The organism is Mycolicibacterium insubricum, assembly GCF_010731615.1.
GTDB classification, from domain to species: domain Bacteria; phylum Actinomycetota; class Actinomycetes; order Mycobacteriales; family Mycobacteriaceae; genus Mycobacterium; species Mycobacterium insubricum.
Genome location: NZ_AP022618.1, coordinates 1 through 25,161, shown reverse-complemented (window position 1 = coordinate 25,161; position 25,161 = coordinate 1). Strand labels below are relative to the sequence as shown.

18 protein-coding genes and 11 pseudogenes are annotated in these 25,161 nt (G+C 68.3%); 19 read left to right on the top strand and 10 right to left on the bottom strand.

All coding sequences use genetic code 11. The annotated features are described in order from the left end of the window. Genes G6N16_RS00130 through G6N16_RS00110 form a run of 5 tightly spaced genes read left to right on the top strand, consistent with a single transcriptional unit; the run spans window position 1 to window position 4,728 of the window. On the top strand, window positions 1–1,008 hold the full coding sequence (locus G6N16_RS00130) for an acyl-CoA dehydrogenase family protein (RefSeq protein ID WP_083030898.1): 1,008 nt from the start codon (window positions 1–3) through the stop codon (window positions 1,006–1,008). Then, a complete protein-coding gene (fadE29, locus tag G6N16_RS00125; protein WP_083030900.1) occupies window positions 1,009–2,181 on the top strand; it encodes an acyl-CoA dehydrogenase FadE29 in 1,173 nt (390 codons plus the stop codon). Window positions 2,182–2,183: 2 nt separating this feature from the next. Then, window positions 2,184–3,167 (top strand): bifunctional MaoC family dehydratase N-terminal/OB-fold nucleic acid binding domain-containing protein, encoded by a 984-nt coding sequence (locus G6N16_RS00120; protein WP_083030901.1) that lies wholly within the window; start codon window positions 2,184–2,186, stop codon window positions 3,165–3,167. Then, window positions 3,164–3,571 carry a MaoC family dehydratase gene (locus G6N16_RS00115; RefSeq protein ID WP_083030903.1) on the top strand — a complete coding sequence of 136 codons (408 nt, stop codon included), beginning with the start codon at window positions 3,164–3,166 and terminating at the stop codon, window positions 3,569–3,571. The genes G6N16_RS00120 and G6N16_RS00115 overlap by 4 nt, the downstream gene beginning before the upstream one ends. After that, a complete protein-coding gene (locus G6N16_RS00110) occupies window positions 3,568–4,728 on the top strand; it encodes a 17-hydroxy-3-oxo-4-pregnene-20-carboxyl-CoA lyase (RefSeq protein ID WP_083030904.1) in 1,161 nt (386 codons plus the stop codon). The genes G6N16_RS00115 and G6N16_RS00110 overlap by 4 nt, the downstream gene beginning before the upstream one ends. Here G6N16_RS00110 and G6N16_RS00105 read toward each other — a convergent pair. The 3 genes from G6N16_RS00105 to kstD all read right to left on the bottom strand — a co-directional run bounded on the left by G6N16_RS00105 (window position 4,725) and on the right by kstD (window position 8,956). Next, the gene (locus G6N16_RS00105) at window positions 4,725–6,197 is read right to left on the bottom strand and encodes a PPE family protein (RefSeq protein ID WP_083030929.1); all 1,473 of its coding nucleotides are present in this window, start codon (window positions 6,195–6,197) and stop codon (window positions 4,725–4,727) included. The genes G6N16_RS00110 and G6N16_RS00105 overlap by 4 nt on opposite strands. A 204-nt stretch (window positions 6,198–6,401) precedes the next feature. After that, a complete protein-coding gene (locus tag G6N16_RS00100; RefSeq protein WP_083030906.1) occupies window positions 6,402–7,262 on the bottom strand; it encodes an enoyl-CoA hydratase ChsH3 in 861 nt (286 codons plus the stop codon). Between the two features lie 5 nt (window positions 7,263–7,267). Further along, the gene (kstD, locus tag G6N16_RS00095) at window positions 7,268–8,956 is read right to left on the bottom strand and encodes a 3-oxosteroid 1-dehydrogenase (protein ID WP_083030907.1); all 1,689 of its coding nucleotides are present in this window, start codon (window positions 8,954–8,956) and stop codon (window positions 7,268–7,270) included. Between the two features lie 63 nt (window positions 8,957–9,019). Here kstD and G6N16_RS00090 point away from each other — a divergent pair, with 63 nt between their 5' ends. The 4 genes from G6N16_RS00090 to G6N16_RS00075 all read left to right on the top strand — a co-directional run bounded on the left by G6N16_RS00090 (window position 9,020) and on the right by G6N16_RS00075 (window position 12,543). Continuing rightward, entirely contained in the window at window positions 9,020–9,805 is a 786-nt protein-coding gene (locus G6N16_RS00090; RefSeq protein ID WP_083030909.1) for a 2-keto-4-pentenoate hydratase, read from the top strand. A gap of 15 nt (window positions 9,806–9,820) precedes the next feature. Further along, the gene (locus G6N16_RS00085) at window positions 9,821–10,753 is read left to right on the top strand and encodes an acetaldehyde dehydrogenase (acetylating) (protein ID WP_083030910.1); all 933 of its coding nucleotides are present in this window, start codon (window positions 9,821–9,823) and stop codon (window positions 10,751–10,753) included. After that, window positions 10,750–11,811 carry a 4-hydroxy-2-oxovalerate aldolase gene (dmpG, locus tag G6N16_RS00080; protein WP_083030912.1) on the top strand — a complete coding sequence of 354 codons (1,062 nt, stop codon included), beginning with the start codon at window positions 10,750–10,752 and terminating at the stop codon, window positions 11,809–11,811. Before G6N16_RS00085 ends, dmpG begins: the two co-directional genes overlap by 4 nt. A 141-nt stretch (window positions 11,812–11,952) precedes the next feature. Further along, a complete protein-coding gene (locus G6N16_RS00075; RefSeq protein ID WP_234805847.1) occupies window positions 11,953–12,543 on the top strand; it encodes a hemophore-related protein in 591 nt (196 codons plus the stop codon). Window positions 12,544–12,593: 50 nt separating this feature from the next. Here the strand turns inward: G6N16_RS00075 and G6N16_RS00070 are convergent. Next, window positions 12,594–13,512, bottom strand: a pseudogene (locus tag G6N16_RS00070) (IclR family transcriptional regulator). A 97-nt stretch (window positions 13,513–13,609) separates the two neighbouring features. On the opposite strand from G6N16_RS00070, the gene G6N16_RS00065 reads away from it, so the two are divergent. The 5 genes and pseudogenes from G6N16_RS00065 to G6N16_RS00045 all read left to right on the top strand — a co-directional run bounded on the left by G6N16_RS00065 (window position 13,610) and on the right by G6N16_RS00045 (window position 17,941). Further along, window positions 13,610–14,737, top strand: coding sequence for a hypothetical protein (locus tag G6N16_RS00065; RefSeq protein ID WP_083030915.1), 1,128 nt, complete (start codon window positions 13,610–13,612; stop codon window positions 14,735–14,737). A 4-nt stretch (window positions 14,738–14,741) separates the two neighbouring features. Continuing rightward, a pseudogene (locus G6N16_RS00060) lies at window positions 14,742–15,523 on the top strand (SDR family oxidoreductase). A gap of 111 nt (window positions 15,524–15,634) precedes the next feature. Continuing rightward, window positions 15,635–16,789, top strand: coding sequence for a sulfotransferase family protein (locus G6N16_RS00055; protein WP_083030918.1), 1,155 nt, complete (start codon window positions 15,635–15,637; stop codon window positions 16,787–16,789). A 96-nt stretch (window positions 16,790–16,885) separates the two neighbouring features. Beyond that, a pseudogene (locus G6N16_RS00050) lies at window positions 16,886–17,410 on the top strand (redoxin domain-containing protein). Window positions 17,411–17,413: 3 nt separating this feature from the next. Next, entirely contained in the window at window positions 17,414–17,941 is a 528-nt protein-coding gene (locus G6N16_RS00045) for an alkylhydroperoxidase, AhpD family (protein ID WP_083030920.1), read from the top strand. Between the two features lie 23 nt (window positions 17,942–17,964). Here the strand turns inward: G6N16_RS00045 and G6N16_RS00040 are convergent, their stop codons facing one another. The 6 genes and pseudogenes from G6N16_RS00040 to G6N16_RS22085 form a co-directional block, all read right to left on the bottom strand. Continuing rightward, a complete protein-coding gene (locus G6N16_RS00040) occupies window positions 17,965–18,384 on the bottom strand; it encodes a hypothetical protein (RefSeq protein ID WP_163787945.1) in 420 nt (139 codons plus the stop codon). Between the two features lie 29 nt (window positions 18,385–18,413). Continuing rightward, window positions 18,414–19,556, bottom strand: coding sequence for a 3-ketosteroid-9-alpha-monooxygenase, oxygenase component (locus G6N16_RS00035; RefSeq protein ID WP_083030921.1), 1,143 nt, complete (start codon window positions 19,554–19,556; stop codon window positions 18,414–18,416). Window positions 19,557–19,650: 94 nt separating this feature from the next. Next, window positions 19,651–20,839, bottom strand: a pseudogene (locus G6N16_RS00030) (thiolase domain-containing protein). Then, window positions 20,839–21,895 (bottom strand): annotated as a pseudogene (locus G6N16_RS00025) (thiolase domain-containing protein). The pseudogenes G6N16_RS00030 and G6N16_RS00025 overlap by 1 nt, the downstream one beginning before the upstream one ends. A gap of 168 nt (window positions 21,896–22,063) precedes the next feature. Next, window positions 22,064–22,216, bottom strand: a pseudogene (locus tag G6N16_RS22090) (OB-fold domain-containing protein); the annotation flags it as partial. Between the two features lie 325 nt (window positions 22,217–22,541). Continuing rightward, window positions 22,542–22,643: pseudogene (locus tag G6N16_RS22085) on the bottom strand (DNA-binding protein); the annotation flags it as partial. A 373-nt stretch (window positions 22,644–23,016) separates the two neighbouring features. On the opposite strand from G6N16_RS22085, the pseudogene G6N16_RS22080 reads away from it, so the two are divergent. From G6N16_RS22080 to G6N16_RS00005, 5 genes and pseudogenes are all read left to right on the top strand, one after another. Then, window positions 23,017–23,151: pseudogene (locus G6N16_RS22080) on the top strand (LLM class flavin-dependent oxidoreductase); the annotation flags it as partial. Between the two features lie 58 nt (window positions 23,152–23,209). Next, window positions 23,210–23,371, top strand: a pseudogene (locus tag G6N16_RS22075) (LLM class flavin-dependent oxidoreductase); the annotation flags it as partial. A gap of 88 nt (window positions 23,372–23,459) precedes the next feature. Continuing rightward, window positions 23,460–23,982, top strand: a pseudogene (locus G6N16_RS22070) (LLM class flavin-dependent oxidoreductase). 43 nt (window positions 23,983–24,025) lie between these two features. Further along, complete coding sequence (locus G6N16_RS00010) at window positions 24,026–24,760, top strand: acetoacetate decarboxylase family protein (RefSeq protein WP_163787706.1); 735 nt, start codon at window positions 24,026–24,028, stop codon at window positions 24,758–24,760. Between the two features lie 15 nt (window positions 24,761–24,775). After that, window positions 24,776–25,161 (top strand): annotated as a pseudogene (locus tag G6N16_RS00005) (cytochrome P450); the annotation flags it as partial.

The following is a 25,161-nucleotide window of genomic DNA, read 5'->3' as shown; positions in this document are numbered from 1 at the left end:
GTGGATTTCACGCCGGGGCCTGAACAGCAGGCCGTGGTCGACGTGGTGACCGCCGTAGCGGGTAAGGACAACTCCTGGCAGGGCCTGGTCGACGGTGGCGTCACCGCGCTGGGTGTGCCCGAGCGCCTCGGTGGCGACGGGCTGGGGCTGGCCGAGATGGCCGCCGCGCTGACCGAGGTCGGCCGGACCGGTCACGTCGGACCGGCGCTGGCCACCCTCGGGCTCGGGCTCATTCCGCTACTCGAGCTGGCCGCCCCCGACCAGCAGGACCGGTATCTGGCCGGGGTCGCCGACGGCACACGACTGTCCGCGGCGCTGCACGAGCCCGGCACCGCACTGCCCGCCACCCCGTCGGTGATGCTGGCCGACGGGCGCCTGACCGGCACCAAAATCGGTGTGCCGTATGCCGATGGCGCGGACTGGCTGCTGGTGAGCGCCGACGCGGGCGTGGCGGTGGTGGCCCCGACGGCCGCCGGCGTCGCGCTGGTCAAGACGCCGACCTCCAACGGCTCCGACGAGTACGTGGTGACCTTCACCGACGCCCCGGTCGACGGCGTACTGGCGGGCGCGACGCCTGCCCGGGTCAACGAACTCGCGCTGGCCGCCATCGGCGCGTTCGGCGCCGGACTGGTGGCCGGGGCGCTGCGGCTGACCGCCGACTACGTCGCTACCCGCGAGCAGTTCGGCCGACCGCTGTCGACCTTCCAGACCGTCGCCGCGCAGCTGTCCGAAGTGTACATCGCCTCGCGCACCATCGACCTGCTGGCCACCTCGGTCGCCTGGCGGCTGTCCGAAGGTCTGGACGCCGCCGAGGATCTGGCGATCCTCGGCTACTGGCTGGCCTCGCAGGCGCCCCCGGCGATGCGGTTGTGTCACCACCTGCACGGCGGCATGGGCATGGACATCACCTACCCGATGGACCGCTACTACTCATCGATCAAGGACCTGACCCGGTTACTCGGCGGACCCGCGCAGCAGCTCGACCGCCTGGATCGGGTGGGAGCGTAAATGTATATCGACCTCACCCCCGAGCAGCGGGCACTGCAAGCTGAACTGCGCGAATACTTTTCGACTCTGATCAGCCCCGAAGAAGCCAAGGCGATGGAGTCCGACCGGCACAACGAGGCCTACCGCACGGTGATCAAGCGGATGGGTAGCGACGGCAAGCTCGGCGTCGGCTGGCCCAAGGAATACGGCGGCCTCGGGTTCGGTCCGGTGGAGCAGCAGATCTTCATCAACGAGGCCAACCGCGCCGACATCCCGTTGCCCATGGTGACCCTGCAGACCGTCGGTCCCACCCTGCAGGCCCTGGGCACCGAGGAGCAGAAGCGCAAGTTCCTGCCCGGAATCCTCTCCGGCGACGTACATTTCGCGATCGGCTACTCCGAGCCGGAGGCCGGGACCGACCTGGCGTCGCTGCGCACCACCGCCGTCCGCCGTAGGGGAGAGTCCGGCGACCACTATGTGGTCAACGGGCAGAAGATGTGGACCACCGGCGCGCACGACGCCGACTACATCTGGCTGGCCTGCCGCACCGACCCGACGGCGGCCAAGCACAAGGGCATCTCGATCCTGATCGTCGACACCAAGGATCCGGGATACTCCTGGACGCCGATCATCCTGTCCGACGGGGCGCACCACACCAACGCGTCCTACTACAACGACGTGCGGGTGCCCGCCGACATGCTGGTCGGCGAGGAGAACGGCGGCTGGAAGCTGATCACCACCCAGCTCAACCACGAGCGGGTCGGTCTAGGGCCGGCCGGGCGCGTCGCCGGCATCTACGACCAGGTGAACACCTGGGCGCGTACCCCGGGCTCGGACGGCGCCGCGCCGATCGCCCACGACGCCGTTCGCCGGCTGCTGGGCCAGATCCGGTCGATCTGGCGGATCAACGAACTGCTGAACTGGCAGGTCGCGGCGTCCGGGGAGACCATCGCCGTGGCGGACGCCGCGGCGACGAAAGTCTTTTCCACCGAGCGCATTCAAGAGGTGGGGCGCCTGTCCGAGGAGATCCTCGCCTACGGCAACCCGGCCGATCCGCATACCGCCGCGATCATGGAGTGGCTCGACAAGATGACCAAACGGAATCTGGTGATCACCTTCGGTGGTGGCGTCAACGAGGTGATGCGCGAGATGATCGCCGCCTCGGGCCTCAAGGTCCCGCGGGTGCCGCGATGACAATGACACCAGAGCAGCTGCAGGCGGGCATCGACGCGATCGTCGCCGCGGGGCGCAGCACCCCGCGGGCCGGGCGGGAACCCGTCAACGAACCGATGATGCATCACTGGCTCGACGCCATCGGTGACACCAACCCGATCTACCTCGACGCCGACGCCGCACGCGCGGCCGGGCACCCGGGCGTCGTCGCGCCGCCGGCGATGATCCAGGTGTGGACCATGATGGGCCTGGGCGGCGTCCGTCCCGACGACGACCCGCTGGGCCTGATCATGAACCTGTTCGACGACGCCGGATTCGTCGGCGTCGTCGCCACCAACTGCGAGCAGACCTACCACCGCTATCTGATGCCGGGGGAGCGGGTCAGCATCTCCGCGGAGATCACCGACGTCGTCGGGCCCAAGCAGACCGCGCTCGGCGAGGCCTACTTCGTCACCCAGAAGATCGTCTGGAGCACCGTCGACACCGGCGAGGATGTCGCCGAAATGATGTGGCGCATCATGAAATTCCTGCCGCGGGACGGCGCCTCGGACACCGCGGCCGCCGCCGTTCCCGACGACCTGGACCCCGACAAACTGATGCGCCCCGCCTCCTCGCGGGACACCAAATTCTTCTGGGACGGCGTCAACGTCCACGAACTGCGCATCCTGCGCCGGCCGGACGGCACCCTGGTGCACCCGCCGATCCCGGCGCTGTGGAAGGACCGCGAAGAGTCCTACGGCCCGGACGACTACGTCGTGTCCTCGGGCCGCGGCAGCGTATACAGCTACGTCGTGCACCACGCCCCGAAGGTCCCCGGGCGCACCTGCCCGTTCGTCGTCGCGCTGGTCGAACTGGAGGAGGGCGTGCGGATGCTCGGCGAACTGCGCGGCGTCGATCCGGACGCCGTGCACATCGGCATGCCGGTCCGGGCAACCTATCTCGACTTTCCCGACAGCGACGTCAGCCCGGGCTGGACCCTGTACGCGTGGGAGGAAGACCAGCGATGAGCCCACTGACCGACGTGACCGTGGGCACCGCGCTGCCCGAGCTCGCCTTCTACGGCGACCCGACGTTCATCGTGTCCACCGCGATCGCTACCCGCGACTACCAGGACGTCCACCACGACCGGGACAAGGCCCAGGCCAAGGGCTCCAAGGACATCTTCGTCAACATCCTGACCGACACCGGGCTGGTGCAGCGCTACCTGACGGACTGGGCGGGCCCGACCGCGCGCATCAAGTCCATCAAGCTGCGCCTGGGCGTGCCGTGGTACGCCTACGACACGGTGACCTTCCGCGGCGAGGTCACCGAGGTCGACGCGGACCTGGTGACGGTCAAGGTCACCGGTGCCAACAGCCTCGGTGACCACGTCGTCGCCACCGCCACTCTCACGTTGGGGAGCCCCGCATGACACTCTCCGGTAGGGCGGCCATCGCCGGTATCGGCGCCACCGACTTCTCCAAGAACTCCGGGCGCAGTGAACTGCGGCTGGCCGCCGAGGCGGTGACCGACGCGCTCGACGACGCCGGCCTGAGCCCCGCCGACGTCGACGGCCTGGTCACCTTCACCATGGACTCCAACCTGGAGACCGCGGTGGCCCGGTCCACCGGCATCGGTGAGCTGAGCTTCTTCTCCCAGATCGGTTACGGCGGCGGTGCGGCGGCGGCGACGGTGCAGCAGGCCGCGCTGGCGGTGGCCTCCGGCGTCGCCGAGGTCGTCGTCGCCTACCGGGCGTTCAACGAGCGTTCGGAATTCCGGTTTGGTCAGGTGATGACCGGCCTGACCGTCAACGCCGACTCCCGCGGCGTGGAATACAGCTGGTCCTACCCGCACGGGCTGAGCACCCCGGCCGCCTCGGTCGCCATGATCGCCCGGCGCTACATGCACGAATACGGCGCCACCAGCGCCGATTTCGGTGCGGTGTCGGTCGCCGACCGTAAACACGCCGCCACCAACCCCAAGGCGCATTTCTACGGCAAGCCGATCACCATCTCCGACCACCAGAACTCGCGGATGATCGCCGACCCGCTGCGCCTGCTGGACTGCTGCCAGGAGACCGACGGTGGGGTGGCCATCGTGGTCACCACCGCCGAGCGGGCCCGCGATCTGCGGCATCGGCCCGCGGTCATCGAGGCCGCCGCCCAGGGCGCCGGTGCGGACCAGTTCACCATGTACTCCTACTACCGCGACGAACTCGGCCTGCCCGAGATGGGCGTGGTCGGCCGCCAGCTGTGGGCGCAGTCCGGACTGTCCCCGGCCGACATCCAGACCGCGATCCTCTATGACCACTTCACCCCCTACACGCTGCTGCAGCTGGAGGAGCTCGGCTTCTGCGGCGCCGGGGAGGCCAAGGACTTCATCGCCAATGGCGCCATCGAACTGGGTGGACGGCTGCCGATCAACACCCATGGCGGCCAGCTCGGCGAGGGCTACCTGCACGGCATGAACGGCATCGCCGAGGCCGTGCGCCAGCTGCGCGGTACCTCGGTCAACCAGGTCTCGGGCGTCGAGCACGTGCTGGTGACCGCCGGCACCGGCGTGCCCACCTCGGGCCTGATCCTGGGCTAGCCGGTCTCGTCGCGCCAGCCCTCAGGTAGCAGCGGAACGGTCGGTCCGCGGCCCAGGTCGTCGGCGGCCAGGGTGGTCAGACCGCTCGCCGGCACACCGACCGGGTCGGTCTGCACCCCGGAGAACCCCAGGCGGCCGGCACCGCTGTCGGATTCCTGGGCCGAGGTTTCCGGCAGAACGCCGATACCCGCTGTCAGATCGGTGAATTCGTTGCCGGGGGTGCGAGCGCCCCGGCGCCGTCGGGCCCGTGCCCGATCCCGGTCCCGGGCTGCCGCGACGGATTCCTCGGCGGCGTCATCGGATTTCGGTGCCGTGCGGACCGCGCGGGCCGCGGTGGCGACCCGGGCCCGGCCGAAGGCGGAAAGCGGCCCGATCACATAGGGCGGGACGAACCCGGGACCGGCCCCGGCGGCCGGAGCCGCCGGGGCGGCCGAGGTGGGTGCGGCAGAGGTTGCGGAGGCCGACGCGGGCGGGGGACCGGTGGGCGTCGTCGCGGCGCCGCCGGTGGCGCTGGTGGGCGTGCTTCCCGTGCTCGTTGCGGCCACCGGGTCGGGAGGCAGCGCATCGGTGGCGAGAGTCGGTAGGCCGGGCTGGACGCCGGCCAAGCCGGCCAGGCCGATTGCCCACCCCAGGTTGGTGATGGCCAGGCCGAGGGCCGGCTGGATCAGGGCCGGCGCGAACTGGCTCAGCGTGGCGGCCAGCTGGCTGGCGTGAAATGTCAGGTCGGCCATGATGATCGGCAGGTCGGTCAGCAGCGCGGCCGGGTTGGTCAGCAGGTCGGTCAGGATGATCTCGGCGAATTCGCCCAGTTCGCCACCGAAGTCGAGCCACCACTGCGGGTCGGTCGGATCCAGATCGCCGTCGTGGATTCCGCCGTGGTCATGGTCGTGGTCATGATCGCCATGGTCACCGTCGTGGTCGTGGTCACCGTCGTGGTCGTGCTCGTCGTGGTGCAGGATCGGCGGCGCGGCGCTGCTCTGCGGGGCAGACGCCAGCGAAGCTTGGGAGACGGCATCGTAGGTGGCCATCGCGGTCGCCGCCTGGATCCACATACGCACGTAGTCGGCCTCGTTCAGCGCGATCGGGATCGTGTTGATGCCAAGGAAATTGGTCGCCACCAGGACACCGTGGGCGGCGTGGTTGGCGGCCAGTTCGGCCAGCGTGGGCATGGCGGCCAGGGCGCCGGTGTAGGCCGAGGCCACTGTCTCGTGCCGGGCGGCATGCTCCGCGCTGTGGGTGGCCGCCGTCGTCAGCCAGGCCAGGTAGGGCTCGTGGGCAAAGACGTACCTCTCGGCACTGGGGCCGTGCCAGGCCGTCGTATGGGTGCTTGCCAGCACCGCGCGCAACTCCTCTGCGACGGCGGCGTACTCCAGGCCCAACGATGACCAGGTGGCCGCGACCGACAGCAGCGGGCCGGGGCCCGGTCCGCTGCTCAGCGCCGCCGAGTGCACCTCCGGGGGCGAGGCCATCCACACCGGGGCGATCACCGTCCGGCCCTCGATGGTCGGTGCACGACGCGGTCCTCGCTTCTCCGGCTGATTGGCTTTCCTGTGCGCCGCCGACCTTATCTAACATGAAAATCATTTTCAATTAAGCGTCCGCGCATACGACAGACCCCCCGTTCCGCGGTTGCGGAACGGGGGGCGTGAACGTCGTTCGGTGGGCCCCGGGTGCTAGCGCGGACTGAACTCCACCCCGGACAGCGCCACCGCGTTGTCCCGCGACGGCACGGTGAGCGTGCCCAGGTATCCGGCGTCGGTCTTCCAGGCGGACAGGTGCAAGGTCTCGCCGGGAAAGACCACACCGGCCATCCGCGCACTGTAGGAACCGACGGCCGCGGCGTCGCCGTCGACCAGCGCGTCGGTCAGCGCCTTGGCCGTCATCCCGTAGGTGCACAGACCGTGCAGGATCGGTCGGGGGAAGCCGGCCGCGGAGGCGAAAGCGGGATCTGAATGCAGCGGGTTGCGGTCACCGCACAACCGGTACAGCAGCGCCTGCTGCGGCAGGGTCGGGATGTCGATCTCCAGATCCGGTGCGCGGTCGGGGGTTTCGGCGCTGGTCGACGGGCCCCGATCGCCACCGAAGCCGCCCTCGCCGCGGGCGAAGATCGAACGGCGCTGCGTCCACAGCAGGGTGCCGGACGGATCGGTCACCGCGGTCTCCGACCAGATGACCGCGGCCTTGCCCTTGTCCCAGATCTCGGTGAACGTGGTGACCGCGATACCGGTGCCCGTCGGCGGGATCGGTCCGGGTGCGCTGATGCCCTCGCTGGCGTGCAGCACCCGGGACAGCTCGATGTCGATGCCGGGGAACTTCACCTCCGGCGGGGTGGTCTGGTGGAACGTCTGCGCGACGTTGCCGAACGTCGGCAGCACCTGCGGGGTGTCGTCGATGAGGTAACGCAGTTCGCGCGGGTCCAGCGGATCTGAGCCGGCACCCAGACCCAGGTGATACAGCTGGACATCACTGCTGGTCCAGGAGAATTCAACCGGCTCCAGCTGGGCGCCGATGGCGACGTCGAGATCGATGGGCATGGGGTTCAGGCCTTTCCAGCGACATGCAGGGCCGCCAGGTATCCGAAGGTCATGGCGGGCCCGATGGTGCCGCCCGGTCCGGGATAGGTGTGGCCCATCACCGGTGAGCTGACATTACCGGCGGCGTACAGACCGTCGATCACCGTGTCGTCGTCGCGCAGCGCGCGGCCGTACACGTCGGTGCGCACCCCGCCCTTGGTGCCCAGATCGCCCGGCACCATCTTGGCGGCGTAGTACGGCGGATGCCCGATCTTGCCGAGATTCGGGTTGGGCTTGACCGTCGGGTCGCCGTAGTAGCGGTCGTACGCGCTTTCGCCGCGGTGGAAGTCCTCGTCGACACCGGTCTCGGCGAACCCGTTGAACCGCTCGACGGTGGCGTGCAGCGCACCGGCCGGCAGGCCGGTCGCGGTGGCGAGTTCGTCGAGGGTGCCGGCGGTGACGATCACCCCGGACTCCGTCCACTTCTTCGGGATCCGCTGCCCGGGCTGCAGTCCGGCGAAGATGTAGCGATCGCGGTACTGCTGGTCGAAGATCAGCCACGCCGGGATGTTCTCACCCGGTCCGTCGCCCTGGCCGTACTTGCCGCCGTACATGTGGTGGACGGCCTCGACGTAGGGCATCGACTCGTTCATGAACCGTTTGGCCGACGCATTGACGATGATCGACCCGGGCGAATTGCGTTCCGACAGTGCGAACCACGGCGCTCCCGCCAGCGGGACCGTCGGGCCCCACCAGGCGTCTTCCATGAGTTCGAGTGCAGCGCCGAGCTTTTCGGCGGCCACGATGCCGTCGCCGGTGTTGGCGACGGCGCCGACGGTCCAGTCGGTGGTGATCGGGGCGCGCTGGTACTTGTGCCGCATCGCCTCGTTGTGTTCGAAACCGCCGCTGCACAGGATGACTCCGCGCCGGGCCTGGATCAACCGCGGTTCGGCATCCTCGGGCGCGTTGGTGTCGCGGACGTAGATGCCGCGCACCACGGAATCCTCGACGTACAGGTCGGTCAGCTCGGTGTTGAGCAGCACCGGGACCCCGGCCTGGCGCAACGCCACCCGCAGCGGCGCGATCAGTGCACGGCCCATGCCCACCAGGTTCTTGTGCCGGGCCTGGGCCCACATGGTGCGCGCGGCGACCTTCAGGCTGCGCAGCACCCCGCGCGGATGCCGCTTGAGCTGGTTGAGCCGGACGTAGTCCTGCTGCATGACCACCACGTTCAGCGGCACCTTGCCGTAGGGGGGCTCCAGGCCGTCCATGTCCTCACCGAGGCGGCGGGCGTCGAACGGCTTCGGCTCCACCGAGCGGCCGCCGGGCCGCCCACCCGGGGCCTCCGGGTAGTAGTCGGAGTAGTTGGGCACCCAGCACAGCTTGAGCGGGGAGTTCTTGCACACGAATGACAGCATCTCCGGGCCGCGCTGCAGGTAGGTGTCGATCTTCTCGGCCGGCACCACGTCGCCGACGATCCCGTGCAGGTAGGTGCGGGCCGCCTCAGGCGTGTCGGAGACTCCGTCGCGGCGCAGCACTTCGTTGTTCGGGATCCATACTCCGCCACCGGAGCGGGCGGTGGAACCGCCGTAGTGCGGGGCCTTCTCAACAACTACTGTGGAAAGACCGTGATGGGCGGCGGTGAGGGCGGCGACCATGCCGGCACCACCACTGCCGACCACTACGACATCGAACTCCTGACTCATGTAGAACACGTTATAGAATGACGCGGTGCAGGGACAACTGTCCCGGTCGACCAATACGAGGGAATTAGCAAAATGCTGGCTGCCCAGACCCGTGCGGAGCTCGCCGCCGACCTTGCCGAGGCCGAGCGGAGCCGGGTCGCGATCGACCCCCTGACCGCCGGGCACCCGGGCATCGACGTGGTCGACGCCTATGAGATCCAGCTGATCAACATCCGTCAGCGGGTCGCCGAGGGCGCCCGGGTGATCGGCCACAAGGTGGGCCTGTCCAGTGCCGCGATGCAGCAGATGATGGGCGTCGACGAACCGGACTACGGGCACCTGCTCGACGACATGGCGGTGTTCGAGAACATCCCGGTGCCCGTCGCCAACTACCTGTATCCGCGGGTGGAGGTGGAGGTCGGCTTCATCCTCGCCGACGACCTGCCCGGCGCCAACTGCACCGAGGACGACGTGCTGGCCGCCACCGCGGCGTTCGCCCCGTCCATCGAGCTGATCGATACCCGGATCAAGAACTGGCAGATCAAGTTGTGCGACACCATCGCCGACAACGCCAGCTCCGCGGGCTGGGTGCTGGGCACCGGGCGGGTGTCGCCCAAGGACATCGATATCACCGCCATCGACGCGGTGTTGCGCTGCAACGGTGAGGTCATCGCCGAGGGTCGCAGCGACGCGGTGCTGGGCAACCCGGTGACCGCGGTGGCCTGGTTGGCGCGCAAGGTCGACAGCTTCGGGGTGCGGCTGCGTGCCGGGGACGTGGTGTTGCCGGGGGCGTGCATGCGAGCCATCGATGCGCGTCCGGGGGATGAGTTTGTCGCTGATTTCACCGGCCTGGGGTCGGTTCGGCTGTCGTTCGAGTAGGGAGCGGGTAGGGACATGGCAAAAAAGGCGTCGGTCGCCATCGTCGGGTCGGGCAATATCAGCACCGACCTGCTGTACAAGCTGTTGCGGTCGGAGTGGCTGGAGCCGCGCTGGATGGTCGGTATCGACCCGGACAGTGAGGGCCTGGCGCGGGCCCGCAAACTGGGGCTGGAGACCAGCCACCTGGGAGCGGACTGGCTGCTGGAACTCGATGAGAAGCCCGACATCCTGTTCGAGGCGACCAGCGCGTACGTGCACCGGGCCGCAGCGCCGCGTTATGCGGAGGCCGGCATCCGGGCCATCGATCTGACCCCGGCCGCGGTCGGCCCGGCGGTGATCCCGCCGGCGAATCTGCATGCGCACCTGGATGCGCCGAACGTCAACATGATCACCTGCGGTGGGCAGGCGACCATCCCGATCGTGTACGCGGTCAACCGTGCGGTGACCGCCGGCGGTGGGACGGTGCCCTACGCCGAGATCGTGGCGTCGGTGTCCTCGGCGTCGGCCGGGCCGGGCACCCGCGCCAACATCGACGAGTTCACCAAGACCACGGCTGCGGGTGTGGAGACCATCGGTGGTGCGGCGCGCGGTAAAGCGATCATCATCCTGAATCCGGCCGATCCGCCGATGATCATGCGCGACACCATTTTCTGCGCGATCCCCGAGGACGCCGACCAGGATGCGATCACCGCGTCGATCAAGGACGTGGTGGCCCAGGTGCAGACCTACGTGCCGGGCTACCGGCTGCTCAACGAACCGCAGTTCGACGAGCCCTCGGTGGTCAACGGCGGCAACCATATGGTCACCACGTTCGTCGAGGTGGAGGGCGCGGGTGACTATCTGCCGCCCTACGCCGGGAACCTGGACATCATGACGGCGGCGGCCACCAAGGTCGGCGAGGAAATGGCCAAGCAGATGGCCGAGCAGAGCACGGGGGTTGTCCGATGAGCGAGATTTTCATGAGCGATTTGTGGGACGTGCGGATCACCGACACCTCGTTGCGTGACGGATCGCACCACAAGCGCCATCAGTTCACCGCCGACGAGGTGCGCTCCATCGTCGGGGCGCTGGATGCCGCGGGGGTGCCGGTCATCGAGGTCACCCACGGTGACGGCCTGGGCGGATCCAGCTTCAACTACGGGTTCTCCAAGACCCCGGAGCAGGAGCTGATCAAGCTGGCGGCCGAGACCGCCAAGGACGCCAAGATCGCCTTCCTGATGCTGCCGGGTGTCGGCACCAAGGAGGACATCAAGGAGGCGCAGAACAACGGTGGCTCGATCTGCCGGATCGCCACCCACTGCACCGAGGCCGACGTGTCGATCCAGCACTTCGGGCTGGCGCGCGAGCTGGGGCTGGAGACCGTCGGGTTCCTGATGATGAGCCACACCATCAGCCCGGAGAAGTTGGCCGCTCAGGCCCGGATCATGGCCGATGCCGGCTGCCAGTGCGTCTATGTCGTCGACTCTGCCGGCGCGCTGGTGCTCGACGGGGTGTCGGACCGGGTGGCGGCGCTGGTCGCCGAGCTGGGCGAGGACGCCCAGGTCGGGTTCCACGGGCACGAGAACCTCGGTCTGGGGGTGGCCAACTCGGTGGAGGCGGTGCGCGCCGGGGCCCGCCAGATCGACGGGTCGTGCCGCCGCTTCGGGGCTGGTGCGGGCAATGCGCCGGTGGAGGCGCTGATCGGGGTGTTCGACAAGATCGGTGTCAAGACCGGGATCGACTTCTTCGACATCGCCGACGCCGCGGAGGAGGTGGTCGCCCCGGCCATGCCGACCGAGTGCCTGCTGGACCGCAATGCCCTGATCATGGGGTATTCCGGGGTGTACTCCAGCTTCCTCAAGCACGCCATCCGCCAGGGTGAGCGCTACGGGGTGCCACCGCACCTGCTGCTGCACCGGGCCGGGCAACGCAAGCTGATCGGCGGCCAGGAGGACCAGCTGATCGACATCGCCCTGGAGATCAAGCGGGAGATGGCCGAGGGCAAGGTCGTCACCCCCACCAGGTAGGTGGGTGACGGCCGGTCGCGGCGGCCTGATCCGGGCGCCGGATGTAACACCGGGCGCCGGCGCAACGAGAGACCTGGTGAGAACGCCGCAAAACGGCTGTGAGTTTCCCGCTGGGAACCGCCGAAGAAATCAGGAGTGAATGTGACCCGTCCTACCGTGACCCGTGCCCGCATGGGCGTGTTCGCCGCCGTCGCCGCCATCGGCGTCGCCACCGGATCCGCCGTTATGGGCCCGTCGGCCTTCGCCGATCCCAACTCGCCGTCCAACCCGACGCCGTCCACCAACGAGGCGCCGGCCAGCTCGGCCAACCAGTCCCCGGCCAGCTCGGCCAACCAGTCTCCCGCCAGCTCGGCCAACGAGGCCCCGGCCACCTCGGCCAATGAGACCCCGGCGAGCTCGGCCAACCAGTCCCCGGCGAGCTCCGCCAACGAGACCCCGGCGGCCGCCGCCGACGGCGACTGCAACGCGGCCGCGCTGGCCAAGACCTCGGCCTCGGTGAACACCGCGCTGGCCGACTACCTGACCAAGCACCCCGACACCAACTCCGCGCTGATCGAGATCACCCGTCAGCCGGCGTTCGTCGCCGTGGGCCAGATGGACAGCTACTTCAACGAGCACCCGACCGAGGCCAATGCGATCCGCGGCATCCAGGCGCCGCTGAACGCGTTCAAGGACCGCTGCGGTCTGCAGGTCTCGCCGACCGACGCCCTGGCTGCGCTCGCGTCGCTCTGATCCGGCACCGTCGACGCCGGTCCCCGTTCCCGGGGGCCGGCGTTCGCCGTTCACGGGCTCGGCTTGTTGCCCGCCAGCTGCGCTGTCACTCGATCCGCGGTGGCCACCAGCGCCCGGGCCCGCGCGGTGATCTCGGCGTCGGTCAGCGCATGCCCGATGTGCAGTGACACCACCATCACCTGGCGCTGGTGGTGGTCGTAGACCGGGGCGGAGATGACGCTGACGTCGTGACGGGTAGCCGGCGCCTCGCCGGGCAGGTAGACCCGCTCGCCGATATCGGCGACCAGTTCACCCAGCAGGGCCACCAACTCGTCGGGCAGCGTGCCGGACACCCCGGCCATCAGGGAATAGAGTCGCCGGCCCGCCGGGGTCAGCCGTTCCACCAGGTAGTACCGACCGGCAGGAGTCGACGACGAGATCCAGCCGGGCCGAGTCGGTGCGCAACGGCACGGTGGGTGCCTTGGCCAGCCAGGCCCGCAGTGCGGCCGGGTCCCACAGCACGAACATCAGCCCGACCGGCGGCGCGAACGGGTAGGACTGGCCGACGGACACGCCGACGTCGACGCCGGGCGGCCCGACCAGATCCAGCACAGTGATCCGGTCGTCGATCACCGCGGACACCGCCGCGCCGGTGCCGAATTCGGCGGCAAGGCAGCGCAGTTCGGCACGGGCGGCGGGACTGACCCGCATCGCCTCCTGGGCCCGATGCCCCAGCGCGATCAGCGCCGGCCCCAGCCGGTAGGTCTTGTCCCGGCCGTTGTCGCCGTCGTCGCGGACCAGGTAGCCCGCCTCGGTGAGTGTGATCAGGATGCCGAGGCAGGTGGGCTTGGTGATGCCTTACCGGCGTGCCAGCTCCGACAGACCGAACCGGTCGTTCGGGTGGGCGGCGAGGAATTCCAGCACGGCGACGACCCGCTCGGTGGGCGGCGAGCTGCGGCGCGTGCCGCCGGCCTCCTGGGCAACCGACATCGAGGGACCTCCGCGATTGACGACGACTGGAACAGGTTCTACTGTCAGTACAAGAATCTACCGCATCGGTAGGATATTGGAACAACATGGGAGTCCGATGTTTTCCCAACCCCTGATCGACGCCATCGCCGAGGCCGAATCCCTGGTCGCCGAAGCGCCGCACATCGAAACCGAGGCCGACCTGCTGGAGGGCCTGCAGTATCTGGCCGGCTGCATCTCCGGCTGCATTCACCTGGCCTTCGACTATGACCGCGACTACCCCTTCCTGCAGTCGGGCACCGGGCCGTTCACCAAGATGGGCTTGGACAACCCGGACACCCTGTACTTCGGCACCCGGGTGGCCGCCGGGCACGAGTACGTCGTGCGGGGCAGACGCGGGGAGACCACCGATCTGAGCTTCCAGCTGCTGGGCGGCGAGTACACCGATGCGCAGGTGCCGGCCAGCCAGGCCGCGTTCGATGACCGGGAGCTCGATATCGCCGAGGACGGCAGCTTCGAGTGGCGGATCACCCCGGAAACGCCGTCGCAGTTGCTGATCCGCGAGGTCTACAACGACTGGTCGGCGCGGCGCGGGTACATCACCGTCGAGCGCACCGACACCGCGGGCACCGCCCCGGCGCCGCTGGACCGCGCAATGATCGAGAAGCGCTACGCGGTGGCCGGAAAACAGCTGGTACAGCGGGTCAAAACCTGGCTGATGTTCCCGCAGTGGTTCTATCTCAACCTGCCGGTCAACACCATGGTGGCACCGCGGCTCACCCCGGGCGGACTGGCCACCCAGTACTCCTCGGTCGGGCACTACGACCTGCGGCCGGATCAGGCCATGGTCATCACCCTGCCCGTCACCGACGCGCCTTATCTGGGTTTTCAGCTCGGCAGCCTCTGGTACATCTCGCTGGACTACATCAACCACCAGACCTCGCTCAACGGCACCCAGGCGCAGGCCGATCCGGACGGCAAGGTCCGCATCGTCGTCTCCGACACCGACCCGGGCCTGACCAACTGGTGCGAGACGCTGGGCCATCGCCGTGGCTATCTGCAGTTCCGCTGGCAGCGGCTGTCGCGGGAGCTCACCGCCGACGACGGACCGACCGTCGAGGTGGTCGACGTCGACCAGCTGGACCGGGTGCTGCCGTACCACCAATCGAACCGGATTTCACCGGAGGGCTGGCGTGCGCGAATCGCGTTGCGGCAGCGTCAGATCGCCGAAAGGATGCTGGGGTAAACCGATGAGCGGACTGTTGGACGACAAGGTCGTCGTGATCAGCGGGGTCGGCCCCGCACTGGGGTCGACGCTGGCACGTCGGGCCGCCGCGGCAGGGCCGATGTGGTGCTGGCCGCGCGCACCGTGCAGCGGCTGGAAGCCGTCGCCGCCGAGGTGGCCGAGCTGGGGCGCCGGGCGGTCTGCGTCGGCACCGACATCACCGACGCCGATCAGGTGGACAACTTGGTGGCGCAGTCGCTGGCCGCCTACGGCCGGGTCGACGTCCTGATCAACAACGCCTTCCGGGTGCCTTCGATGAAACCGTTGGCCGTCACCAGCTTCGACCACATCCGCGACGCCATCGAGCTGACCGTGCTGGGTGCGCTGCGGCTGACCCAGGGCTTCACCGAAGCGCTGGCCGGCACGAAAGGCTCGGTGGTCAACGTGAACTCGATGGTGATCCGGCATTCGCAGCCCAAGTACGGCGCCTACAAGATGGCCAAATCGGCGTTGCTGGCCATGTCCCAGTCGCTGGCCTCCGAGCTCGGCGAGCAGGGGATCCGGGTGAACTCGGTTGTGCCGGGCTATATCTGGGGCGAGACGCTGCAGGGCTACTTTGCCCACCAGGACGGCAAGTACGGCACCACGGTCGAGGCGATCTACGACGCCACGGCCGCCTCCTCCGACCTCAAGCGGCTGCCCACCGAGGACGAGGTGGCCTCGGCCATCCTGTTCTTCGCCAGCGATCTGTCCAGCGGGATCACCGGGCAAACCCTCGACGTGAACTGCGGGGAGTACAAGGCATGACAGCGAATCGACGATGCGCTGCGAGGAACGAGCAGCGAGGAGGAGTGAGCGAATGAGCCCAGCGAATCGACGATGCGCTGCGAGGAACGAGCAGCGAGGAGGAGTGAGCGAATGAGCCTGAGCTCCCCCCGTACCGATGTCGGGACCGTCGAGGATCTGCACGCCTCGGCGTCCAAGGCTGTCGGCCTGGATGATTTCGGGTCCGATGACGACGACTACCGCGAGGCGCTGGCGGTCCTGCTGGAGTCCTACCGCCGCGACGCCGACCTGACCGAGCTCGGCTCCAAGATGAGCCGGTTCTTCCTGCGCAATGCGCTGGTGGCCCGGCTGATGTCGGAGGCCTCCTGGAAGGCCAACCCGTCGTACGCGCAGGTGCCGATCGAGCGGCCGATCTTCGTCACCGGGCTGCCGCGCACCGGCACCACGGCGCTGCACCGGCTGTTGACCGCGGACCCCGCCCATCAGGGGCTTCAGCTGTGGCTGGCTGAGTTCCCGCAGCCGCGCCCGCCGCGGGAAACTTGGTCGGAAGACCCGGTTTTCGCGTCTCTCGAGGAGCAATTCGCCAAGGCGCACAACGACGATCCGGAATACCTGGGCCTGCATTTCATGTCCGCGGCCGAGGTGGAGGAGTGCTGGCAGCTGCTGCGCCAGTCGTTCCACTCGGTGTCCTATGAGACGCTGGCGCACCTGCCCAGCTATGCGCACTGGCTGGCCGACCGGGACTGGACGAAATCCTATGCCCGTTACCGCCGTAACCTGCAGCTGATCGGGCTCAACGACGTCGGCAAGCGCTGGGTGCTGAAGAATCCCAGCCACCTGTTCGCCCTCGACGCGCTGATGGCCACCTACCCCGACGCGCTCGTCGTCCAGTGCCACCGGCCCGCCGAGACGATCATGGCCTCGATGTGTTCCCTGTCGGCGCACACCACCGCGGGCTGGTCCAACAGCTTCGTCGGAGCGCAGATCGGCGCCGATGCCCTCGACACCTGGTCGCGGGGCCTTGAGCTGTTCAACGCCGAGCGCGCCCGGCACGATCCGGCGCAGTTCTGCGATGTCGACTACCGGGAGTTCGTCGCGGATCCGATCGCGACGGTGGCCGGTATCTACGGGCATTTCGGGCTGGAGCTCACCGAGGACGCGCGAACGGCGATGGTCGACATGCATGACGAGAGCCGGCGCGGCCCGCGGGCACCGAAACATGAGTATTCACTGGCCGACTACGGTTTGACGGTGGAGCAGGTGCGGGAGCGCTTCGCCCAATTGTGAGCTTACTTACAGAGGGCCGAAAGGCCCTTTCGCGGCCAGGGCTTTGTGGGCACAATGGAGTCGTAAACTTGATTCAATCCAATGAGAGAGTGTGACATGCCTTTGCTGACGATCGGCGACGAGTTCCCGGCCTACAACATGACCGCGGTGGTCGGTGGCGACCTGTCCGCCGTCAACGCCCAGTCGCCCGATGACTACTTCACCACCGTGACCAGCGACGACAACCCCGGCAAGTGGCGCGTGGTGTTCTTCTGGCCGAAGGACTTCACCTTCTCTGCCCGACCGAGATCGCCGCCTTCGGTCGACTTCGAGGACCGCGACACCAACCGGTGTCTCCATCGACAACGAGTTCGCCGTTCAAGACGCTGGTTCCCGATGGCCAGCGACCTCAAGCTCGTCGCGGACGGGTGTGCTCAACGCCGACGGTGTTGCCGACCGCGCGACCTTCATCATCGACCCCAACAACGTCATCCAGTTCGTGTCGGTGCGTCGGTCGGCCGCAACGTCGACGAGGTGCTCCGTGTGCTCGACGCGCTGCAGTCCGACGAGCTGTGTGCCTGCAACTGGAAGAAGGGCGACCCGACGCTGAACGTCGGCGAGCTGCTCAACGAGGCGGTGTAAACCTTGAGCGTCGACGCACTCAAGGAAGCACTTCCCGAGTACGCCAAGGATCTCAAGCTCAACCTCGGCTCGATCGTCCGCTCGACCGAGCTGAACGAGCAGCAGCTGTGGGGAGCGCTGGTGGCCACTGCGGCCGCCACGCGCAACCCGCGGCTGATCAAGGAGATCACCGAGGACGCCCTGGACATCCTCTCCGAGGAGGCCTACAACGCCGCTCTCGGCGCGGCCGCCATCATGGGGATGAACAACGTGTTCTACCGCGCCCGGGGCTACCTGGACGGTCGTTACGATGACCAGCGGGTGGGCCTGCGGATGAACATCATCGGCAACCCCGGCGTGGACAAGGTCGATTTCGAGCTGTGGTCGATGGCGGTGTCGTCGATCAACGGCTGTGAGCACTGCGTCGCCTCCCACGAGGCGGTCGTCCGCGAGGGTGGGCTGTCCAAGACCGCCATCTTCGAGGCGATCCGGGTGGCGTCGATCATCGGTGGTGTCGGCCAGGCGCTGGCCGTCGCCGACGCCCTGGCGTAAAACCGCCTGTCACAAAAGAACAATCACCCGTCGCCGGGGGATGGCGCACTGGAGAACGCTTCCAGGCATCCCTCGGCGACGGCGTGTTTGATGCTGTCGGACAGCCGCGGGCAGGACCGCTCCCGGCTGGGATTGCCGCCCTGTTCGCGAATGGCCGCGAAATGCGCGCACTGCGACGTCGAGCCCGAATTCCACTGCACGGCCGTATATTCCGGACCGAGTTTGCGCACCGCCACCGTCGCGTGGCAGAACCGGCAGTCCACCGGGGTCAGGCCCGCGGTCAGATAGCGTTGCCGGTCGGCCGCGGTGGCCGCGTGCACGGCCGCGGCCCGATCCGGGTCGCCGGCGAAATCCGGTGCCTTGCTCCATGATCGGGCGTCGTGCACGGCGTCGCCGGGAAGCGGGTGATCGTGATCGTCATGACCGCCGTGCAGCGCCACCATCGACCGGGCGATCCGGTCGACGTCGGGGGTCACTGTGCCTGCTCGGCCGCGCGCTGCGCCAGGTTTTCCTCGACCTCGATGTTCCACTTGGCCACCGCCGCGGTGGTGTCGACCTCGAGCTCGAACCGGTCGGTCATCTCCGGCGTCACGTCCGCGACGTCGACGTAGAACTGCTGGTACCAGCGCCGCATCTGGTAGACCGCACCGTCCTCCTCGACCAGCAGCGGATTGTCGATGCGGGTCTTGTGCTTCCAGATCTCGACGTCCTGCAGGAAGCCCTTGCTGACGCCCTCGGTGAACGCGGTGGCCAGTTTGTCGGTGGTGGCGTCGTCGAGCCCCTTGGGCTTCTCCACGATGACGCCCCACTGCAGCATGAAGTTGTTCTGATCCACCGGATAGTGGCAGTTGATCAGGATCGACTCGGCCTTGAAGGTGCCGTAGGTGTTGTGCAGCCAGTTGATCATGAACGATGGGCCGAAGTAGGACGCCTCAGAATCCAGGCTGGCCTCACCGTAGGCAGTGCCCATGTCGTTGACGTCGGGGCGGCCGACGTTGTGCAGGTACTGGCTGGCGATGTGGCCCTCGAAGACGTTCTTGAAGTACGTAGGCAGCCCGAAGTGGATGTAGAAGAAATGCGCCATGTCGGTGACGTTGTCGATGATTTCGCGGCAGTTGGAGCCCTCGATCAGCATCGAGTTCCACTTCCAGTCGGTCCACTCGCCGCTGTCGTACTCCGGCATCTCGGGGATGCGGACCTCCGGCTGCGGCGGGTTCCCCTCGTGGTCGTGCCAGACGAACAGCAGCCCGCCGCGCACGTCGGTGTGCCAGCTGCGGGTGCGGGCCAGCCGCGGGGTGCGCTTGGCGTAGGGGACGAGCTTGCACTTGCCGTCGCCGCCCCAGCGCCAGTCGTGGAACGGGCAGGCCACCTCGTCGCCCTTGATGGTGCCCTGGGACAGGTCGCCGCCCATGTGCCGGCAGTAGCCGTCGAGCACCTGCAGGTCGCCGTTCGAGTCGGCGAACACCACCAGCTTGGTGCCGAACGCGTGCACGCTGTGCGGCTGCCCGTCCCGGAAGGACGCCACCGGGCCCAGGCAGTGCCAGCCGCGTGCGTAGCGGTCCGGCAGATCACCGGTGTCGATATCGCGAATACCCGCAGCGGTCTCCGTAGCCATGACGCCTCCCAGTCCTTGCCCTCTAACTAGAACACGTTACAGTTTGTACCCGTCGGGACGCAATAACGCAGGCTTCACCTGGTTAAACGGGTGACTAAGGTCCCGTTCCCAGGTCCCCCGCGGGTTTGTCCGCCGACACCACCCACATGGAGAAGTATTGGGCACCGCCGCCGTAGGCGTGACCGAGCGCCTTGCGGGCTCCGGGCACCTGGTGATCGCCGGCCTTGCCCATCACCTGGATCGCCGACTCGGCGAACCGGATCATGCCCGAGGCGCCGATCGGGTTCGATGACAGCACCCCGCCGGACGGGTTGAACGGAATCCGCCCGCCGATCGCCGTCTCGCCCGCCTCGGTCAGCTTCCAGCCGTCACCCTCCGCGGCGAACCCCAGGCTCTCCAGCCACATCGGCTCGTACCAGGAGAACGGCACGTACACCTCGGCCACGTCGATCTCGTCGATCGGGCTGTCGATCCCGGCCGCGCGCCACAGCGCCGCCGCCGCGTCCCGGCTGGCCTGCGGGTTCACCTGATCGCGTCCGGCGTAGGCCAGCGGCTCGGTGCGCAGCGCGGTTGCGTTGATCCAGGCCACCGGGTGACCGTCGGCCACCCGGGCGTCCGCGGCGGCCTCGTCGCCGATCACCATGGCCGCCGCACCGTCGGAAGACGGGCAGGTCTCGTCGTAGCGGATCGGGTCCCACAGCATCGGCGAGGCCATCACCTTCTCCACGGTGATGTCCGGCTGGTGCAGATGCGCCAGCGGGTTGCGGGCCCCGTTGAGCCGGTCTTTGACGGCCACCATCGCGCCGATGTGGTTCGGCGCACCGGAGCGACGGATGTAGGCGCGCACGTGCGGCGCGAAGTAGCCGCCACACCGGCGCCCACCGGCTTGGTGAACGGCACCGGAATGCTCAGCGCCCACATGGCATTGGACTCCGACTGCTTCTCCCAGGCCATGGTCAGCACTCGGCGGTACTTGCCGGACTTGACCAGGCTGGCCGCGACGATCGCGGTCGAGCCGCCCACCGAACCGGCGGTGTGCACCGGATCAGCGGCTTGCCGGTCGAACCGGTCGCGTCGGACATGAACAGCTCGGGCATCATCACGCCCTCGAAGAAGTCCGGCGCCTTGCCGACCACCACGGCGTCGATATCGGCCATGGTGGCGCCGGAATCGGCCAACGCACGATCGATGGCCTCACGCACCAGGCCGTTCATCGATACGTCGGTGCGCTTGGCGACGTAGCGGGTCTGCCCGGTACCGAGGACCGCAGCTTTGTTGGCCATCAGTTGGCACCTTCCAGGACGGCAATCAGATTCTGTTGCAGCGCAGGGCCGCTGGTGGCATGGGCCAGGACGCGCATGGTGCCGTCGAAGATGTGCCGGGCGGCGAAACCGATGCGCTCCAGGCCCGCGGAGAACATCGGGTTGGCGGCCAGCGCACCGCCGGACGGATTGATCCGGGTGCCGGCGCCCAGGCCGATGGCCTCGGCCAGGATCAGCTGCTGATGGCTGAACGGCGCGTGCAGCTCGGCCACGTCGAAGCCGGTGTCCCCACCGGTGGCCGCCCGCGCCGAGGCCGTCGTGGACGGCGAGGTGGTCAGATCCCGCGCGCCCAGGACGGGTGTCTCGATGCGGTGCTCGAAACCGGTGATCCAGGCCGGGTTCTCCCGCAATTCGCGGGCGCGGAGGCCGAGGCCAGCACGATCGCCGAGGCGCCGTCGGTGATCGGCGCGATGTCGTGCCGACGCAGCGGATCGGCGTAGAGCGGGCGGTCCAGCAGTTCGGCGACCGTCGCGGCCGGCTCGACCCGATCGACCCGCGGGCAGGCCGCGAACGAATCCAGTGCCACCTGGGCCATCTGCTCGGCGGTCCAAGAACCCGAATCCAGCCCGGCCTGCAGCGCGGCCATCGAGATCGAGTCCGGCCACAGCGGCGCAACGGTATACGGGTCGGTCTGCAGGGCCAGCACCCGGCGCAGGTTTCGGCGCTGCCCTTGCCGAAGCCGTATACCAGCGCCGTGTCGACCTCACCGGTCAGGATCTTGATGTAAGCCTCATACAGCGCCCAGGCGGCGTCCATCTCCACGTGCGACTCGTTGATCGGCGGCACCGCGCCGATCGAGTCGATCGCCGAGATGAACGAGAATGCCCGTCCGGCAAGGTAATCCGAGGAACCCGAACACCAGAAACCGATATCGGTCTGCTGCAGGCCCAACTCGGCGAACAGGCTGGCGAAACACGGCATGAGCATCTCGACACCGTTGGTGGTGCCGTCGGTGCGGCGTTCGTGCGGAGCGTGGGCGAAACCGACGACGGCCACGTCGCGGGCACTGGTTGTCATTCTCGATCCCTTACAGGTGGTGCTTGTATGTGTCGTAGTCGGCGTCCGGTTCGCCGCTGGGCTTGAAATGCGAGATGTTGTCGATGCCCAGGCCCCACTCCTCGCGGGTTTCCACACCGCCTGCACCCGCATGCCCATCCGGACCTCGGCCGCGTCGATCTCGGTCACCAGGTGCAGGAACGGAATATCGGCGCCGTCGAGCAGCACATAGGCCGCCACATACGGCGGCTTGATCCGCTGCCCGGGGAACGGGATGTTGATGATCGCGAACGTGGTGACGGTGCCGCGGTCGGGCAGCTCGACAAACTCGTCGAGTTCCATTCCGGTGGCCGGGTCGGCCTGGGCGGGAAGTACACCGGCCCGGGTTTGCCGTCCCGGCCGACCTTGGTGCGGCCGCCGAGCAGCTTGCCCTGCTGCAAGGCACGCAGGAACACCCCTTCCGGATGCGAGGCGCTGTGCTCGATCTCGATGTGCGAGGGCACCACCAGCATCCGCACCGGGTCGCGGTCGTCGGCCTCGGCGGTACTCGGCGTCCTCGCCGGGTGAAGTAGGCGATGTCGGTGATGGCGCCGACCGGCGCGTCCACCCAGTGCGCGTGCACCCGGTCGCCGGTCCGCAGTGCACCCTCCGCGACGTCGACGGCGTGCAGCATCGCGGTGTCGGCTCCGTCGAGACGGATCAGCGCCCAGGCGAACGGCCGGTCCAGCGGTTGGCCGTCCAGCGGCTCGGACTGCCAGGACCAGGACACCACGGTGCCGACCGGGGACACCTCGACCACCTCGGTCAACGGCTGGTAGGTCACCGGGTCATACTCGGCAGGCGGGACGAACACTCGGCCGTCGGAACCGCGGGTGCCCACGATGCGTCGTGAGCGCAGCGCGGTGAAGAACGCACCGAGCACCGGACCGACCGAACGGGTGTAGTCGAAGGACAGTTTCAGCGGCGCGGTCAGCGGCGGCTGATGGCCGTCGATCTGCGCAGGGTTGGCAGCACTGGCATTCACGGCATCGAGTAGAACAGGTTCTAACAAGTGTCGCAAGGACCGGAGAAGGGCGCAGGAATGAAGCTTGGACTGCAGCTGGGTTATTGGCGCGCAGCCGCCGACCAATCACGGTGAACTGGTGGCCGCGGCCGAGGCCGCCGGTTTCGATGCCGTCTTCACCGCCGAGGCGTGGGGTTCGGACGCCTACACCCCGCTGGCCTGGTGGGGTCGGGAGACCACCCGGCTGCGGCTGGGCACCTCGGTGGTGCAGCTGTCCGCGCGCACCCCGACCGCCTGCGCAATGGCCGCCCTGACCCTGGATCACCTCAGCGGTGCTTCGGCACATCCTGGGCCTGGGCGTGTCCGGGCCGCAGGTGGTGGAGGGCTGGTACGGCGCGAAATTCGGCCAACCGCTGGCCCGGACCCGCGAATACATTTCCATTCTGCGCCAGGTGTGGGCGCGGCAGGCCGCGGTGACCAGCGACGGCCCGCACTATCCGCTGCCGCTGACCGGCGAGGGCGCCACCGGCCTGGGCAAACCACAAGTCGATCACCCACCCACTCCGCGCCGACATCCCGGTCATGCTGGGTGCGGAGGGGCCGAAGAACATCGCGATGACCGCCGAGATCGCCGACGGCTGGCTGCCGATCTTCTACTCCCCGCGGCTGGCACCGATGTACAACGAATGGCTCGACGAGGGCTTCGCCCGCCCGGGCGCCCGGCGCAGCCGCGCCGACTTCGAGATCTGCGCGACCGCGCAGGTGGTGGTCACCGACGACCGGCCCGCGGTGCTGGCCGCCATCAAACCCTTCTTGGCGCTCTACATGGGTGGCATGGGTGCCGAGGACAAATTTCCACGCCGACGTGTACCGCCGGATGGGTTACGCCGAGGTGGTCGACGACGTCACCCGGCTGTTCCGCTCCGGCCGCAAGGACGAAGCCGCCACCGTCATCCCCGACGAACTGGTCGACGACGCCGCGATCGTCGGCAACATCGACTACGTGCGTGAGCAGATCGCGGCGTGGCAGGCGTCCGGCGTGACCATGATGGTGGTCGGCGCCAAGACCGTCGAGCAGATCAACGACCTCGCCGCGCTGATGTAACCCGTCCTTGCGCCGGGATTAGAACACGTTCTAGATTGGCGTGATGGCCGACACAGCGCCCGTATCCCGCCACGTCATCGCCGGCACCGAACTGACCATGCCGGTGCGGGTGCGCCGGGCCCGCCAGCGCACGGCGATGTTCGCCGTCGACGCCGGCGCGGCGCAGGCGATGATCGACTACAGCGGGCTGCGGGTGTTCCGGCTGCGTCCCGGCAAGGCCGTCGTCGTGCTGATGCTGATGCACTACACCGACTCGGATCTGGGCCAGTACTTCGAGTACGGCACCAACGTCATGGTCAACCCGCCGGGGCAGACCCTGAGCGGGCCGCGGAGGCTGGCCGAGGCCGGGGCGTTCATCCACCACCTGCCCGTCGACCAGGACTTCACCCTGGAGGCCGGGCGCACCATCTGGGGTTACCCCAAGGTCCGTGCCGCGTTCGCCGTCCGCGGCGCCGACGAGATGGCCTTCAACGTCAGCCACGACGGCTTACTGATCGCCGATCTGGAGTTCCGGCCCGGCGTCCCGGTGCCGAATGCGGTTGCCGGCAAGCCGACCGTCTACCGCACCTATTCGCATACCGACGGGGTGACCCGGGAGACCCTCGGCGATTCGCGGGCCACCGGGTGCGGATGCGCCCGGGCGGTGTGGTTGCGACTCGGCGATCACCCGTACGCCGACGAACTGCGCGCACTCGGCCTGCCCAAACGCGCCTTCCTCAGCCAGACCGCCGATAACGTCGAGATGAGTTTCGGCGACGCACAAGAGATTCCGCAGTAGGGGGAGATCAATCACATGACCGCGACCACGCTCGACATCGACCTGACCGACGGCACGTTCTACGCCGACGGCGGCGCCCGCGAAGCCTACAAGTGGATGCGGGCCAACCAGCCGGTCTTCCGGGACCGCAACGGGCTGGCCGCCGCCACCACCTACCAGGCCGTGCTCGACGCCGAACGCAACCCGAGGTGTTCTCGGCCGCAGGGCATCCGCCCCGACCAGCCCGGCATGCCCTACATGATCGACATGGACGACCCGGCGCACCTGCTGCGCCGTAAACTCGTCAACTCCGGCTTCACCCGCAAGCGGGTGATGGACAAGGGATCCATCGAGCTGCGACACGCTGATCGACGCGGTCATCGAGGTTTGCGAATGCGACTACGTCCGCCAGATCGCCGCGC